Annotated in this window: 8 protein-coding genes; 4 read left to right on the forward strand and 4 right to left on the reverse strand. The window is 37.6% G+C overall.

The window, feature by feature from the left end; all coding sequences use genetic code 11:
* Nucleotides 1-90: 90 nt before the first annotated feature.
* Nucleotides 91-2,634, forward strand: a complete 2,544-nt coding sequence (locus STA7437_RS24610) for a PAS domain S-box protein (RefSeq protein WP_015191768.1) — start codon at nucleotides 91-93, stop codon at nucleotides 2,632-2,634.
* Nucleotides 2,635-2,659: 25 nt separating this feature from the next.
* On the opposite strand, the gene STA7437_RS02385 is transcribed toward STA7437_RS24610, so the two are convergent.
* Nucleotides 2,660-3,430, reverse strand: coding sequence for a hypothetical protein (locus STA7437_RS02385; protein WP_015191769.1), 771 nt, complete (start codon nucleotides 3,428-3,430; stop codon nucleotides 2,660-2,662).
* Nucleotides 3,431-3,754: 324 nt separating this feature from the next.
* Here STA7437_RS02385 and STA7437_RS02390 point away from each other — a divergent pair, with 324 nt between their 5' ends.
* Complete coding sequence (locus STA7437_RS02390; protein ID WP_015191770.1) at nucleotides 3,755-5,119, forward strand: NAD-dependent succinate-semialdehyde dehydrogenase; 1,365 nt, start codon at nucleotides 3,755-3,757, stop codon at nucleotides 5,117-5,119.
* 30 nt (nucleotides 5,120-5,149) lie between these two features.
* On the opposite strand, the gene STA7437_RS26785 is transcribed toward STA7437_RS02390, so the two are convergent.
* Nucleotides 5,150-10,972, reverse strand: a complete 5,823-nt coding sequence (locus STA7437_RS26785) for a PAS domain S-box protein (RefSeq protein ID WP_015191771.1) — start codon at nucleotides 10,970-10,972, stop codon at nucleotides 5,150-5,152.
* A gap of 625 nt (nucleotides 10,973-11,597) precedes the next feature.
* Between STA7437_RS26785 and STA7437_RS02400 the strand changes: the two genes are divergently transcribed.
* Nucleotides 11,598-12,293 carry a hypothetical protein gene (locus tag STA7437_RS02400; protein WP_015191772.1) on the forward strand — a complete coding sequence of 232 codons (696 nt, stop codon included), beginning with the start codon at nucleotides 11,598-11,600 and terminating at the stop codon, nucleotides 12,291-12,293.
* Between the two features lie 42 nt (nucleotides 12,294-12,335).
* On the opposite strand, the gene STA7437_RS02405 is transcribed toward STA7437_RS02400, so the two are convergent.
* The gene (locus tag STA7437_RS02405) at nucleotides 12,336-12,665 is read right to left on the reverse strand and encodes a type II toxin-antitoxin system VapC family toxin (RefSeq protein ID WP_015191773.1); all 330 of its coding nucleotides are present in this window, start codon (nucleotides 12,663-12,665) and stop codon (nucleotides 12,336-12,338) included.
* A complete protein-coding gene (gene vapB, locus STA7437_RS02410; RefSeq protein WP_015191774.1) occupies nucleotides 12,662-12,898 on the reverse strand; it encodes a type II toxin-antitoxin system antitoxin VapB in 237 nt (78 codons plus the stop codon). The genes STA7437_RS02405 and vapB overlap by 4 nt, the downstream gene beginning before the upstream one ends.
* Before the next feature lie 261 nt (nucleotides 12,899-13,159).
* Here vapB and STA7437_RS02415 point away from each other — a divergent pair, with 261 nt between their 5' ends.
* Nucleotides 13,160-16,051, forward strand: coding sequence for a hypothetical protein (locus STA7437_RS02415; protein ID WP_015191775.1), 2,892 nt, complete (start codon nucleotides 13,160-13,162; stop codon nucleotides 16,049-16,051).

Raw genomic sequence — 16,051 nt, forward strand, 5'->3', positions numbered from 1 at the left:
GGAGTTTATTTATGCTTATAAATATAAATATATTGTTTTGGTAGTAAACCTAGACTATCAAAATTGTTCTTTTGGTTTACCAATTATTTAATGTCTGGCGAAAGTCAATTTTTGTCTTCTTTTTCCCTTGAAGAATTATTTGATCCTCATCCTTTAATTGTTCAACCAAATCAATTACTCCTAGACGTAATTGAGCAAATGCAGAGTGAACAGACAAGTTCTGAATTCGCTCATCAAGCGAAAGGATATGTTTTAGTTAGTGACAATACAAGTCTGCTTGGCATGGTTACAGAAGCAGAGTTAATCAAAATTATAGTTTGCAAAAAAGACTGGCAAGATACTACGATCGCAGAAGTAGTCTTACGACCCTCAATTTATGTTCAACAAAAAGACATTTTGGAATTTCATCATCTGGTAGATTATTTTACTCGTTATCAAACTTGTTATTTACCCATTGTTGATTCTTCTCATCAGTTAGTCGGGGTCATCAGTCAAAAAAAAGTTTTACTCGCTACAGGAATAGATATTACCGAACGCAAACAAGCAGAAGCTAGATTAGAAAGTCAGCATCGCCAAACTCAATTGTTAGCTGAAATTACCCGTAAAATTCGACAATCTCTCAAGCTTGACGAGATTATGCAAACAGCAGTAACTGAAGTTCAACAATTACTAGCGTGCGATCGCGTTTTAATTTTTAAATTACAATCTAACCATACTGCTATTGCTGTGAGTGAGTCAGTTTTGCCTGGGTTACCTTCTCTTTGGGGTTGGGAAATTTCCGCTCCTCTTTTACAAGATGATTATTTAAACCAATATCGTCGAGGCGAAGTTCTGGCATTAACAGATTTGAATCAAACCAATCTCTCTTCAGAGATTAAAAATTTACTAGCACAGTTTGCGATTCAAGCTAAATTAGTGGTTCCAATCCTCATTCAAGACCAACTTAAAGGTTTATTAATTGTCCATCAATGCAGTCGTCGTGATTGGCAATCATGGGAAATTGATTTACTTAAACAAATAGCTGATCAAATTGGGGTAGCTTTATCTCAAGCACAACTTTTAAATAATTTAGAAGAATTGGTTCAAGAACGTACCTTTAAACTAACTGAAATTAATCAAAAACTAGAACAAGAAATTCAAAAACATCAAGAAACTGAAACTGCTCTTCGAGAAAGTCAACAAAAACTAGCAGGAATTTTAGATATTGCCGAAGAAGCTATTATTGCCATTGATCAACACCAACAAATTCAAATTTTTAATCAAGGTGCAGAAAAAATTTTTGGTTATACAGCTACAGAGGTTTTAGGAGAAAAACTTGATATTTTATTACCAGAAGCTTTTCGTTCTATTCACTGTCAACACGTCACAAATTTCGGTAATTCAGAAACTATTTCTCGTCGCATGACAGAGCGTAATACTACTGTAGTTGGGTTGCGGAAAAACGGTACTCAATTTCCTGCCGAAGCATCCATTTCTAAATTACGGTCTTATCAAAGGCATGATTCAGAGGAAGCAAAATCAGGATTGATTTTTACTGTAATTTTGCAAGATATTACCGAACGTCAACAAGCAGAAGCTGCCTTGCGTCGTAGTGAAGAACAACTCCGCCTCATTACCAATGCTTTACCCATTTTGATCGCTTATTTAGATGTTGAGCAACGTTACTGTTTTAACAATCGCCCTCATAAAGATTGGTTTGGTCGTTCTTGTAGTCAAATCAATGGCTGTCATCTTCAAGAAGTGATGGGACAAACTGCTTATCAACAAGTTCGTCCCTATGTGGAAATAGTTTTATCAGGACAACCAGTCACTTTTGAACTAGAACTATCTTGTTTGGGAAAATCTCGTTGGATTAGTGCCAATTATATTCCTGATTTTAATTCATCTGGAAATATTAAAGGGTTCTTCTCAATGGTTAGCGATATTACCGAAAGAATTGCTGTAGAACGCATGAAAAGTGAATTTGTTTCTGTTGCTAGCCACGAAATGAGGACTCCTCTAACTTCAATTCATGGTGTGATTAGACTTTTGGCTGCTGGTCGTTTGGGTAAGCTTTCGCCTTCTGCTCAAAATATGATCGAAATTGCTGCCAAAAATACCAATCGGTTGACTCGTTTAATCGATGATGTGCTTGATTTAGAACGAATGGAATCGGGTCGAGAAATAATCGAACAGAAAATTTGTAATGCAGCCGAATTAATTCAGCAGGCGATAGACACTATGACAGCAATGGCGAAAGAATATCAAATTACGTTGTCTTCCCAAGCCACTGATCTACAAATTTGGGCTGATTCAGACAAAATCATGCAAACTTTAACGAATTTAATCAGTAATGCTATTAAATTTTCTCGTCCCCACAGTCAGATTTTAATTACAGCAGAACAACAAAACAGTGAAGTTCTTTTTAGGATTAGCGATCGCGGTAGGGGCATTCCTGCTGATAAACTAGAAAGTATCTTTGAACGATTTCAACAAGTCGATGCTTCTGATTCTCGCGAAAAAGGCGGAACAGGATTGGGTTTAGCTATCTGTCGTCATATTGTTCAGCAACATGGAGGCAAAATTTGGGTTGAAAGCATCCTTGGTGAAGGTAGTACTTTTTATTTTACTTTGCCAGCTAATCCAACTTCATAATTAAACCTTGCCTAAAAAAGCCCAACTAAACTTGCTGTTTTAAATATTCATTTTTTAATCTATGAAATTTTACTGGCGTAGTGATATGGTTTTTGATATAAGATAACAAGCTATAAATAAAAATAACGACACCCAACATTTCGAGTAATTCTTTAGCTATCAAAACTAGCCAATAAGCTCTTGTATTAAAACTTATAACATCACCAATATATCCACCAATTGATTCCAGACCCAAAGCTCCACTTACATAAACAGTTCCTGCTAGTAAAAACAAATTACGCGTTTTGGTTGGTAAATTATAAATAAAATCTTTAAAAATTAAGAACAAAACTATTAATAAAATAAAAGCAGGAATAATCCAGGTAAAAAAGAAAAAGCCACTAGCACTCAATGCATTTCTCAATGGCTCAATTGAATGTTCATGGATAGTAACAGCTTCATCTATTGCTAAATAAAGAAAGATAAATGATAATGCTCGCCAAAACTTAGCAAATTTTGATTTGAGAAATTTTTCAAATTTGGCAATTATTGATAATAAATAGCTAGCAAATCCTAAAGTAAGAGCCGAGTAAAAAGTGGGAAAATTATGCTCGCTGTCGAAAACAAAATATTTAGCTGTAAATTTGGTATTGGTTATATCTTCAAGTATATTTAGAAAAATTTCTTCTAATATATAAAAAATAATTAATAACGCGATCGCCGTTAGTAAAATTTTCGTAACTTTGCGAGGTGAAAAATACCAGGCAGAAAAATTAAATTCTTGAGAAATAGATTTTTTTTTCAAATTTTCTTTCATGTAATTAAATATTTCTAAAGACCATACACGCCTTATGCGAGTAGTTTTATAGTCCTATCCTGATAGAACAAAAATTTTACTGAGCTTTTAGAGCGGGAGATTAATCGATTTGGAGGTACTTATGTTCTTCCACCCAGCAACTCACTTAAGTTTATTTTAAGAGTTTAATAACTTATTCTTAACTTATTGATAACTTCATCAAAAAAACACAAAAATTTGATACAAGTTTAAACTTACAGTTAAGTTTCAAATTTTAATGCCCAGTTTTAAAGCTATTTTTCTGTGTAAGAGAGAATTAAAGAAAATAATATATAGGAGGTCTAAATGGCGATCGCAACAATTAATCCCGCTACTGGGGAAAAACTGAAAACTTTTACCGCTTTAAGTGATTCCCAAATCGAAGCTAAACTGACTCTGGCAGCAGAAGTCTTTGATGATTATCGTTATCAGTCGATGGCACAAAAAAGTCAGTGGTTAAATCGAGCAGCAGAGCTATTAGAACAAGATAAGCTTCAATTTGCCAAGATTATGACCATAGAAATGGGTAAACCAATGAAAGGTGCGATCGCAGAAGTGGAAAAATGTGCTTGGGTATGTCGTTTCTATGCTGAAAAAGCAGAGGAATTTTTAGCAAATGTGGCGATTACTAGCGATGCAACGCGTAGTTTTGTTACTTATCAACCTTTAGGCGCAATTTTGGCAGTAATGCCTTGGAATTTTCCCTTTTGGCAAGTTTTTCGCTTTGCAGCCCCTGCTTTAATGGCGGGAAATGTAGGAATTCTCAAACACGCTTCTAACGTACCTCAATGTGCCTTGGCGATTGAAGAAATATTTCAAAAAGCAGGATTTCCCAATGGTGTTTTTCAAACTTTTTTAATCGGTGCGGATCAAGTAGAAAAAATTATTAACGACAATCGTGTTAAGGCTGCTACTTTAACTGGTAGCGAACCAGCAGGAATGGCTTTGGCAGCAGCAGCAGGTAAACAAATTAAGAAAACCGTTTTAGAATTAGGTGGTAGTGACCCCTTTATTGTGCTGGAAAGTGCTAATTTAGAAGCAGCAGTAGCTACGGCTGTCACCGCCAGAATGCTTAATAGTGGTCAATCTTGTATTGCTGCCAAAAGATTTATTGTTGCAGAAAGTATTTATGAGCGTTTTACAACCGAATTAGTAGCTAAATATAAAGCTCTTAAAGTAGGCGATCCATTGCAAGAAGATACAGATATTGGCCCTTTGGCAACTCCCGATATTTTGACTGAACTAGATCAACAAGTTCAAGAAACAGTTCGTTTAGGAGCTAAAGTATTAATTGGAGGAAAACCCGCCGATTTGCTTGGAAATTTTTATTTACCAACAATTTTAACTGAAATTCCTGCTGATTCTCCAGGTGCAAGTGAAGAGTTTTTTGGCCCTGTTGCCTTGCTGTTTCGCGTCAAAAACATTGATGAAGCAATTAAACTAGCTAATCATAGTGCGTTTGGACTAGGAGCAAGTGCCTGGACTAACGAGTCTCAAGAATGCGACCGCTTGGTGCGAGAAATTGAAGCAGGAGCATTATTTATCAACGGTTTAGTCAAATCAGACCCTCGTTTACCTTTTGGCGGTATTAAACGTTCTGGTTATGGTAGAGAATTAAGTAGCCAAGGTATTCACGAATTTGTCAATATCAAAACAGTTTGGATTAAATAAGCGAGCATTAGCTATATTTTTTAATTTAATTTAATGATTTTTTTCCTCGTTCTGTTTAGTTAAAGCAGCGATCGCGTCAAGTAATTTTTCTGGCTCGACTGGTTTTGCAAGATGCAGATCGAAACCCGCAGCTAAAACTTGTTGTTGATCGATCTCGGCAGCATAAGCAGTCAAAGCGATCGCTTTAATTTTTCCTCCTTGTTCTGATGGAAGTTTTCTAATTTGGCGCATCAACATATAACCATCTATTTCAGGCATACCGATGTCACAAATTAATAAATCGGGTACAAAATCCTTAAACTCTTGAAAGGCTTCTGTTGCGGAGGTGGCAATTTTTACTTTAGCTCCTGCCTGTTGTAAAATAAATTCTACTAAATCTCGAATATCTGCATCATCATCTACCGCAAGGATACGAATTCCTTGTAAGCAAGAAGAAGATAGAGAAGGCGTTAATTTTTCCTGGTCTTTGCTCTTGTTTTGATCTTTTAGCAAAGGCAATCTAACCATAAAAGTTGCGCCCTGTCCTTCGCCGAGGCTTTTTGCTGCCACTGTTCCGCCATGAAGTTCTACCAAGTGACGAACAATTGCCAATCCTAATCCTAATCCACCAAACCTGCGGGTTGTGGCTGAATCTTCCTGACGAAAATAGTCAAAGACATGAGGTAGAAAATCAGGAGAAATACCTCGCCCCGTATCCTTAACGCTGATTTGAGCTTGAAAACCAATTGATTTAAGTTTAACTTCAATTTGTCCACCTTCAGGAGTAAATTTAACTGCGTTGGAAAGTAAGTTCCAAACTACTTGCTGTAATCTACTGGGATCGCCCGAAACTTGACCTACTCCAGGTTCAAATTTGGTCTTGATTGCGATGGATTTGGCTTGAGCAGAAAGATTAACTGTTTCTATCGCTGCCTCAATAATAGACACTAAACTGACTGGGTAGACCGTGAGGCTGAGTTTGCCTCGAATAATTCGGGAGATATCAAGCAAATCTTCAATCAATTGAACTTGTATCTTAGCATTCCGCTCAATAGTTTCTAAGGCTCGGTTGGTTGTATCTTGGTCAAACTTTTGGGTTTGTAGAAGTTTTGACCAACCCAAAATAGGATTAAGAGGCGATCGCAATTCATGGGAAAGTACAGCCAAAAACTCATCTTTGATGCGGTTGGCTCGTTCGGCTTCTTCTCTGGCAGCTTGTTCTCTTTGTAAAATTTGCTCCAGTTCAATTTCGGCTTGTTTGCGAAAAGTAATCTCTTCGCATACAACATTAATACCAATAATATCTTCGCCATTTTTGAGAGGTAAAAAATGTTCCAACCAAATTCGCTCTACACCTGGTTGAGCCGGAGTTTTTCCTCGAATTTCCACATTTAGTTTGGGTTCTCCTGTTTCGAGGATCGAACGTAAAATTTGCTCGCTTGCATCGGCGAGATCGGGTAGCAACTCACGAATTGTCTTACCAAAATGGGCTTCAACAGAGTATCCGTTCATCTCTGTCAATCGCTCATTGACACGGGCAAAGCGGAGATTAGTATCAAAAATAGCTAAACCAATCGGTGCGGTTGCGTAAATAGCTTCAATTTCAGCTAGTTGTTGTTGCAGTTGTACTTGACTTTGATGAAGGGCTGATTCTGCTTGCTTGCGTGTAGTAATATCTTGAGCAACCCCAATAACTCGCTCAACCTTTCCCTTCGCATCTCGGACTGCAAACCCACGGTCAAGAATCCAGCGGATTGAGCCATCGGGACGAACAATTCGATATTCAATTTGTTCACCATTGTGGCGCTTACTATTGGCTGAAACTGTTTGCACCTGTTCTCGATCATCTGGATGAATTGTTTCAAACCAAGTGGATAAATTTTGATAAATTTCGTCTCGGGAACGACCCCAAACTTTATCATAGGCGGGACTGACGTATAAAATTTGGGATTTATGAGGATCGTTAATCCAAAAGACATCATCAATCGTTTCTGCCATTTGACGAAACCGTTCTTCTGATGAACGGAGGGCTGCTTCTGCCTGCTTTCGTTCACTAATATCAATCAGTATACCATCCCAAACTTTTCCTGCCGTAGTTTCTTCAGGACTAGAAATACCTTGAATCCATTTAAGCTGACCAGAATTAGTAATGATGCGTCCTTCCCACTGCCAGGGTTGTGATTGTTGGACTGCCATTAACACAGAATCTTTGAGAGATTGTAAGTCGTCAGGATGAATTGTTCTCCAGAAAAACTCAGCATTCTGAAGGATTAGCTCAGGTTCTACTGCTAATAATTTTAAAGAACCGCAACTAACATAAGTAAAAGTATTATTTTCTGGCTGGTATCGATATACCATTCCTGGCATATTTTTAACGAGTGTTTGAAATCTAGCTTCACTTTCACGCAAAGCTTGTTCTGCCTGCTTACGTTCAGTAATATCTTCAAGAACATTTAATAATGATTTGGCAGTGTGGTTTGACTGTCTTTCAAACACAGCATTACTAGCTTGAAACCAACGATATTGACCGTTTTTATGACGCAGACGATATTCATGAAGCAAATTCTCTCCATCTTTAGCTACCCGAGAGCGTTTAACAAAGTTCATTGTTGCTTCGAGGTCTTCTGGATGAATCAAAACCTGTGCTTCTTCACTACTAATGGCATAGAATTCTGCTACAGAAAAGCCCAAAACTTGCTCGACGTAGTTGTTAACATAGACAACTTTATCGGTCACTAAATCGTAAAGAACAATGACAACTTTGGCGGTGTTGTTAATAGCCGAAATAAAAGCTTCGCGATCGCGCAAAGCTTCGAGTGCAGTGCGTTGTTGATGGATATCAGTGGCAGCCCCAAACCATTGTAAAATCTGACCATCTTGATCGAATAAAGGCTCTGCTCGAATCAAAAACCAGCGATAAGTTCCATCTGCGCCACGAATGCGATACTCGTGTTTAAAGGGTAAGCTTGCATTAACAGCATTTTGAAAATTAGTTAGAGAATACTCACGCTGATCTGGATGAATCAGATCAAACCAGCTAGATTTCTGCCCATCTCCAGATGATTGACCAGTATATTCACTCCAACGTCGGTTGCACCATTGAGTTACGCCTTGTGCGTCATTGCGCCAGAGTAGATCGGGTACAAGATCTGCAACTGTATGAAAACGTGCTTCAATTTCTGCTACTCGTTCTTGCGATCGCTTTTGTTCGCTAATATCTCTAAAGAAAATGCTAAGTCCTTCCTCAGAAGGATAGGCATGAATTTCTAGCCACAGATCATAGTCAGGAGGAGCATAGTAATGATGCTCAAAATGAACCGGTACTTGCTCTGCCATTGCTTGTCGATAATTATGCTCGATCGCTGTACCCACAGAGGCTGACCACTCTTCCCATTGAGTTTTTCCTAGTACTTGCGATCGCGGTTTTTGATTGATTCTTTCTGCTGCTAGATTTTGATAAACAATACGCCAATCTCGGTCTAACATCACAAAGGCATCAGTCATTTTGTCTAAGCGATCGCTTAATTGTTGTTGAACTGCTTCTTTTTCATTACGAAGCTTTTGCTCTCTCTGATTCGCCTCTTTTCTTAACTGAGCAAGTTTGAGAGTAGAATCAACTCTTGCCAATAGTTCTCTTGCCGAAAAAGGTTTGATCAAATAATCATCTGCCCCGGCTGCTAATCCTTCAACTCGTGCTTCTTCACCAGCCCTTGCCGAGAGTAAAATAATCGGAATTGATTGAGTTTGCGGGTTGTTGCGTAGCGATCGCAATAATTCAAAGCCATCCAGTTCAGGCATCATGACATCAGTCAGAATTAAGTCGGGAAGGTTCTGACGGGCAACAGACAAAGCAGCTAAACCATCAGCAACAGTTTCCACCTGATAATGCTGACTTAATAATCGTTGCAAATAATCCCGCATATCATTATTATCATCAGCCAGCAAGATGCGGGCAGGAGAAGGAAACTCCGTACCTTGGGAACTGGGTAAGTGGCGGATTGAAGAAAATCTTTCCTTTACCTTATCTCCCTCTCTTCCCATCTCTCTTTGCTCTTCGGGTAACCAACTCAAAACTTCTTCTAAGTAAGAAGTAGCAACTGTTGAAGTTGAAGCTTTACTAACACAGATATGATTTGGTGGTAAATGAGTTTTTCCTGTCGGAATCGCTACAGTAAAGCAACTACCTTCCTCAACCACACTAGTAACTTCAATAGTTCCGTTATGAATTCGCACCAATTCTTGCACCAGCGATAAGCCAATCCCCGAGCCTTCAAAACTACGTCCTTGCATACCTTTGACTCGGTGAAATCGTTTAAATAAATGAGGAATCTCTGCGACTGGAATACCAATTCCCGTATCTTTTACCTTTAATTCAACTCGATCATGTTGCCACTGCAAACTAACTTTAATTTCTCCTGTAAAAGTAAATTTAAAGGCATTGGAAAGCAGATTAAACACAATTTTTTCCCACATTTCCCGATCCACGTAGATTGGTTCGGGCAAAGCAGGACAATCAACCACTAAATTTATTTTTGCCCGTTCTATCGCCGAACGAAATAAACTAGTAAGTTCTGTCGTCAAGGTAGCAAGATCGGTAGGTTCGTAGGAAACTTCAATTCTGCCAGCTTCAATTCGAGAAAAATCAAGCAAGGTATTAACCAATTTCAGCAGGCGGAGTCCATTTCGTTGTACCATTTCTAACTGCTTTCGTTCTTGAGGTGGCAGTATGGCACAATTAGTTAAAGTTTCTTCTAAAGGACTTAGCATCAAAGTAAGGGGAGTCCGAAATTCATGGCTGACGTTGCTAAAAAAAGTTGTTTTAGCGCGGTCTAGTTCTGCCAAAGCTTCAGCCCGTTTACTTTCTTCTTCATAAGCTTGGGCATTAGCCAAACTAGCTGAAATTTGTGCTGAAACCAAATCAATGAATCTTTGATAATTATCGTCAAACAATCGAAACGGATTTAACCCGACAACTAAAATACCTATTTTGCCAGTCTCACCAGAAGGAGAAATTGGTACGACTACCACCTGATTAGGCGATCGCTCCCAAGCTCCTTTCGGTAAATTATTAAAATTGGTTGTTAAATCCGAAACAACAATACTTTGATTCTTTTTCAGGACTTCTTCCCAAGACCATAGCCAATTATTATCAAAATTTACTGTTTTTGGTGCTATCTTGTGACCAGGCTCAATTCCACAAGTTCCCGCCAAAAAAGCACCTTGTTGATCCCTATTGACCAAATAAATCATGGCAAAGGGTAAATCATAAGGATTTGTTTCTAAACATTGACTACTAAGAGTGCAAGCTTGATCAAAAGTTCTTGCGTCTGCCGTTTTAGCTGCTAGTTCTCGTAATAGTGCTAATTGCCGTTCCCCAATAATGCGTTGTGTGTCGTCTGTGTTGGCACAAATAATTCCGCTCGTATTGCCTTGATCATCAGGAATCGGACTATAAGAAAAAGTGTAATAGGTTTCTTCGCGATAGCCATTGCGTTCCATCATTAACATGAGAGCTTCGTCGTAAGTTCCCTCATTGTTAAGCATGACTGATTCTGCCCGAGGACCTACTTGATCCCAAATCTCTCGCCAAACTACTGAAGCAGGTTGCCCTAATACTTCTGGATGTTTACCCCCTACAATAGATTTATAAGCATCGTTGTAAAGATTGATCAGTTCTTTACCCCACCAAACAAACATTGGTTGACGAGAAGTCAGCATGATACGCACTGCTGTTTTTAAACTTTGTGACCACTTCTCTACCGAACCTAACGGAGTATTTGACCAGTCTTTAGCTCTGATTCTCGCTCCCATTTCTCCGCCACCAAACAAAAAATTGGTGTTAGGGTTGTTAGATGCAATTGACTGTTTTTTCATCTAAATTATAAAAGCGCAATTCTGGTTTTTTTCTTTTTTAAGTAAATATACTTAGATAAAACTAAAAATAATTTGCCGATTTTTTGCTTTGATATAGCGGTTCTCAGAGTAATAAGATACAGTTCATTTTCCTGGTTGAGCGTTGATAGTTGAGACCTACGGTAGTGCGCTTCGCTTATGTTAATAGTTGATTATTCATCCCTCATAATTCATAACTTTTTACTTTGATCCTTCGCTGTCGCTGGCTGACGCTTCGCGCTTTTTACTTCCTAATAACTGGTGTACCTCACCAAGAGCGAGAAAGGCTATACTCGTATCGTGGTTTGTTATTAAATTAAATTGACGGGGCATACAAGCTGCTAACCTCTTTAAAAAAAGTCTTGAGATACGTTAATAATATTAAATAAGTTTTTAAATTAATAGTTTCATATTATTAATAAAGCATAAATTAAAATTTACCAGAGGAGCGATGTTCAATAAAATTGTACTTATGATTTTACAGTAAAAATGATTGCTAATTGATTTCTAAATAAATTAAAAAATGCACAACACCTTACTCGTAATCACATTAACAAATAGATCTAACTCATTATTACTGAATAGCAAATTTATCTAAATGCTAATTATGACCACAATCACAGCATTAGATCGCTTTTGGAGTCTGGTGGCTGGAGTTTTAACGCTCAACAGTGAAACTTTTCAACTTTTAAACCATTTACCTTTGAGCTTAATTGCCAGTATCTTGGTAGTTTTGTTAGCAGCCTTGTCTCAAGGTATTGGTCAGAGTGTCGTTTTATTTATCAATCGAGTGCGACCAATTAGATTTATTTTATCACTTGCGATCGCAGCAGTTCTTTTTACTTTTAACTATAATTTTTGGGTTTTAAGTACTTGGTTGGTAGCTACTCAACTTTTTCATGCTTCTCTTTCTCTAATCGAAGTGATTCAAACTTTTGGCTTTAGCTATGCTCCTTTATTATTAGGTTTTTTGATGGTGATTCCTTATTTTGGAATGCCTATTTTTGTCATTTTATCGATTTGGACACTTTTAGCCATTGTCACAGGAATAGATGCCATAGCTAACTTAGGATTATGGCAAGTTTTTGAATGTTGTATTGGTGGTTGGATTGTGCTACAAGTTTCGCAACGTCTTCTTGGTCGTCCGATTGAAATAATTACTAATTGGCTGATGGAAAAAATTGCAGGAGTAGACTTAATTACCGATCAACTTGAATTAGAACAAATACTTTACACAGGCTTACCTATTGCGCCCGCACCTACTAATATTCCTAATTTTTTTGGTGATCTAGAAGAAAACTAGTAACATTATAAAAATAAGGATTTAACTATACAGTTCTCACGCCTAGGAGAGAGAATTCCCGCTCACAAAAGTTAAAGTATCTAAAGAGCCGATTGGAGTTTCTTGTTTTTCTAGTTTCGAGCGAATTATGCCATACATAGTAGTAGCAGCAAGATCGAAATCTACTACTGTTAAAGGCAGTAAAAATTGTGCTAATGCTTGTTGATTTTTTCCTGGAGATTGACTCTTCTGGACACCAAATTCAAGTTCAGCAACAGTAATTGAAGATATACCTATATCTCCGACATTGTAAGCTTTAAATTTCTTTAATACTGCTGAAGGCTTCTGTTTGATGATATAAATGCAAATATTAGTGTCTAGTAAAAATTTCATTCAAAAGCATTTTCTCGCTCTTGTTGTCTAGGTTGTTGACGGTTGCCATCCATAAAATCATCGGAAAATTGTTCTAAACTTTCAAATAAAGTTTCCCAAGAATTTTGATAAGGTAAAAGCACAACTGCATTACCCATACGCTTAATTAGAACTTTATATCCTGGAAAACGATATTGCTTAGGTAGCCGAACCGCCTGACTTTTACCATTTTGAAAAAGTTTAGCTGTTTCCACTGTTAATCAACATTAAATATATATTTTTAGTATATATTTGAACTAGAAATAATGACCATTCACCAAAAAAATAGTAATTGGCATTCTAAACTATTAGAGTTGTTGCATAAGTACTTTCATCCTTGGTTTAGTTGAAAAAACGGGCATTTATGCCAAAAATATTAATCTAGATTTCTAATCTATTTTTGCAAGAAGTCTATTAATTAAGAGTTAAGATTTTTTCTAATTTAAAGGAAAAAGAAGAAATTCATAGGAAGTGTAGTGAACAAGCAATCATTGAAAAGTTGGGCTTTAATTTGTTTAGCTTTAAGTTTAATTGTTTTTCTCTCTCCAATTAATATTTGGTGGTTAAGCTGGTATCGAGTTGCGGAAAATCAATTGTTTAACCTCAGCCTAGATCTGATCCGAATTGGTTTATTAACTTTAACCTTTGCTGGTTTACTCGCTCCTTTTGAAGCGTTGGGTTGGTGGGCAGGATGGTATGGCAATAATCCCGATCCTAAGCAACAACCGTTACTCAAAAAAAATAGTACAACTTATCGAGCGCAACCTACTTCAGATCAAGACAACACAAATCACTACATCATTTATCTTGATGGCATTGGCATTAGTTCCTTTGAAGATGCTTTTGGAGTGGGAACATTTTTAGAACGGTTAACCGAGGCAGTTGGCAGCGAGTTTATTTTAATTCGCGAGATTATGCCTTATTCAGTCTTTAATCTGCCTTTAACTTTGGGAAGACCCCTAGCAGCTTTTTGGCGATGGGTTAATCAAAGCAAAATTTCTGGACTTGGAGTTTTGATTCTGTTGCGGAATATGTTTCAGGTAGCAGTATCGGTTGATAGTCGCTACGGACCAATATTTAATCGGGGTACAGCACAAATTATTATTGATAGTTTACTTGAGCGTGGTTATCGCCCAGGAAGCGGTACTCCTGTCACAATTATTGGTTATAGTGGTGGCGGACAGGTTGCTTTAGGAACTATACCTTATTTAAAAAAAGTTTTGGCTGCGCCTTTGGAAGTGATTTCTTTGGCTGGAGTCTTGAGTGGTAACACAGAAGTAGTAAAATTAGAACATCTCTATCATTTAGTAGGGGAAAAAGATTTAGTTGCTCGTTTTGTTCCTTTTCTATTTCCGCAAAGATGGGCATTTATTTCTTGGTCAAATTGGAACTTGGCTAAAAGTCGAGGAGAAATCAGTTTTATTTCTTTAGGGCCGGTGGGACATGATGATATTGGGGGGCCTTTAGATGATACAAGTTATCTTCCTGATGGTCGTAGTTATTTAACTCAGACGGTAGAAATCGTTACTAAGATTTTGCTTCGTGAAGATGGAATTGAACCTTTTCCTGCTAACGTTCCAGAAAAAGCTTATCAACCAAGAATATTAAGTAATTACGAGCGTTATCTTCAAGCTCCTTTCAATCAATATACTTATTATCCAACTAAACAATCTGTACCATTAGGTTATCAACCTGTAGCTAATTGGATCGGTCGTTTAATTTTACCTAGGCTTGAAGAACGTTCTGAGATTAAAGGAATTTTTTTAGAAATTTATTATGTGCCGAAACAGTATCAAGATTTAATTGGAAAAAAAGTAATTTTAAGTTGGAGCGATCGCGCGGATTTACAAGTATATCTTAATCAAGTTAAATGTAGCATTCATTTTTCTGCTCAAGCGTACGAAAGTATGAAGCAGGGGATAGTTCACCCTCTTCGTTTGAATTTTTGGCGCGAGATCGATGCTTTGGAATCTTTGGTTGGTGCTAGACCAATTGATGATGTGATTGTTGCTTTAGAACCAGTAAAGATTATTTCTGAGGAACAACAGCCTACATTATATATTGAGCGAGAACCTACAGTTATTACTGGTCGCTTTTATGGTTTAGTAACTATTTTAGGTAAAGTAAACCAATCAGATCATTTTCGAGTTTGTCACTATAATCCCACTTCGCAACAGTTTGATGGTGATGCAGAAATTGTTTATCTTCCTCAAGTAATTCCCGATCTCAATGGAGTATTTCCTTCTACTACTAATAAAATTGAAGACTCTCCTGTCAATTCTACTGGTTGGTATATCTATGGCGAGTTTAATCAAGATCAAGTTTTTACCGTAAGAGCGATCGCGCCTAGAGCATTATTTCAACTTCAACCCCAACGAATTATTTCGGGTGTATCTGCTACTACCAATTACATCCATAACGAATATTGGCAGGATATTAAAGCACAAAAAGGTCAGATCGATTCAATTTTACTTAATCCCAAATCTCTATCCGAAACCGAAGCAATAGCTCAATATCAAGAAGGCGATCGCTTGTTACTGTTACACACTTATGGCGGAATTGGCGGAAAAAAAGCCGAAGTCCCCCCGATTGGTTTGTTTTTCGGACATTTTGCCTTTGGCATCGCTACAGTAATACGCGACCCGATCACACAAGAACTACGATTTAAAATAGTTTATGACCAAGTTTATACCCAAAATCTCGATGGCATTATTGCAGGTAACTTAGACTGGAGTAATTATTTAGGCGATCGCCAGTTTGGTTGGTTGGGAAGTCGTCCTGTGGTCGATATCATTGTCAAATTAGATGTTTTAGAAGAGTACAACTTTGGTGGCAATATTCGTTTTCCCCTCAATGCTTTAGCCTATCAATTAGAAAAGATGATGGCGCGTTATCGTACAGGAGATGGAACAGGTGCAACCTTTGCAGGACTTGCCAACTCTTGTGTGCAAGATTCCTGTCAAGCTTTATATCTAGCTATTAAAATGGTTTTAACCGAAATCAAAAGTAACTCAGAAATTCAAAACTGGATCGCAGCCTATCCAGAAGACCCTCAAACCAAACGCTTAGAAAGGTTAGTGGCATTGTACAATAATATCCAACGAAAATTAGTTCCCTGGAAAACAGTTCGTTCCGATTGGTTAGACCCCTATGAATCTTTAATTGGTACAAGACTCGCCGAACAACCAGTAACTACGATTATTAGTGCTTTAACCAGTTGGCGATCGCTTTTACCTCGTTTAGCTAACGATCAATTAGCAGAAATTTTACTTCAACATGGTGCTTCTTTGTGGTTGTTACGGACTAACCAAGTTGGCGGTTGGGACGAAGAAATTGAACCTATTGCACCAACAAAATTATGGATTTAG

The organism is Stanieria cyanosphaera PCC 7437, from assembly GCF_000317575.1.
Classification (GTDB): Bacteria; Cyanobacteriota; Cyanobacteriia; order Cyanobacteriales; family Xenococcaceae; genus Stanieria; species Stanieria cyanosphaera.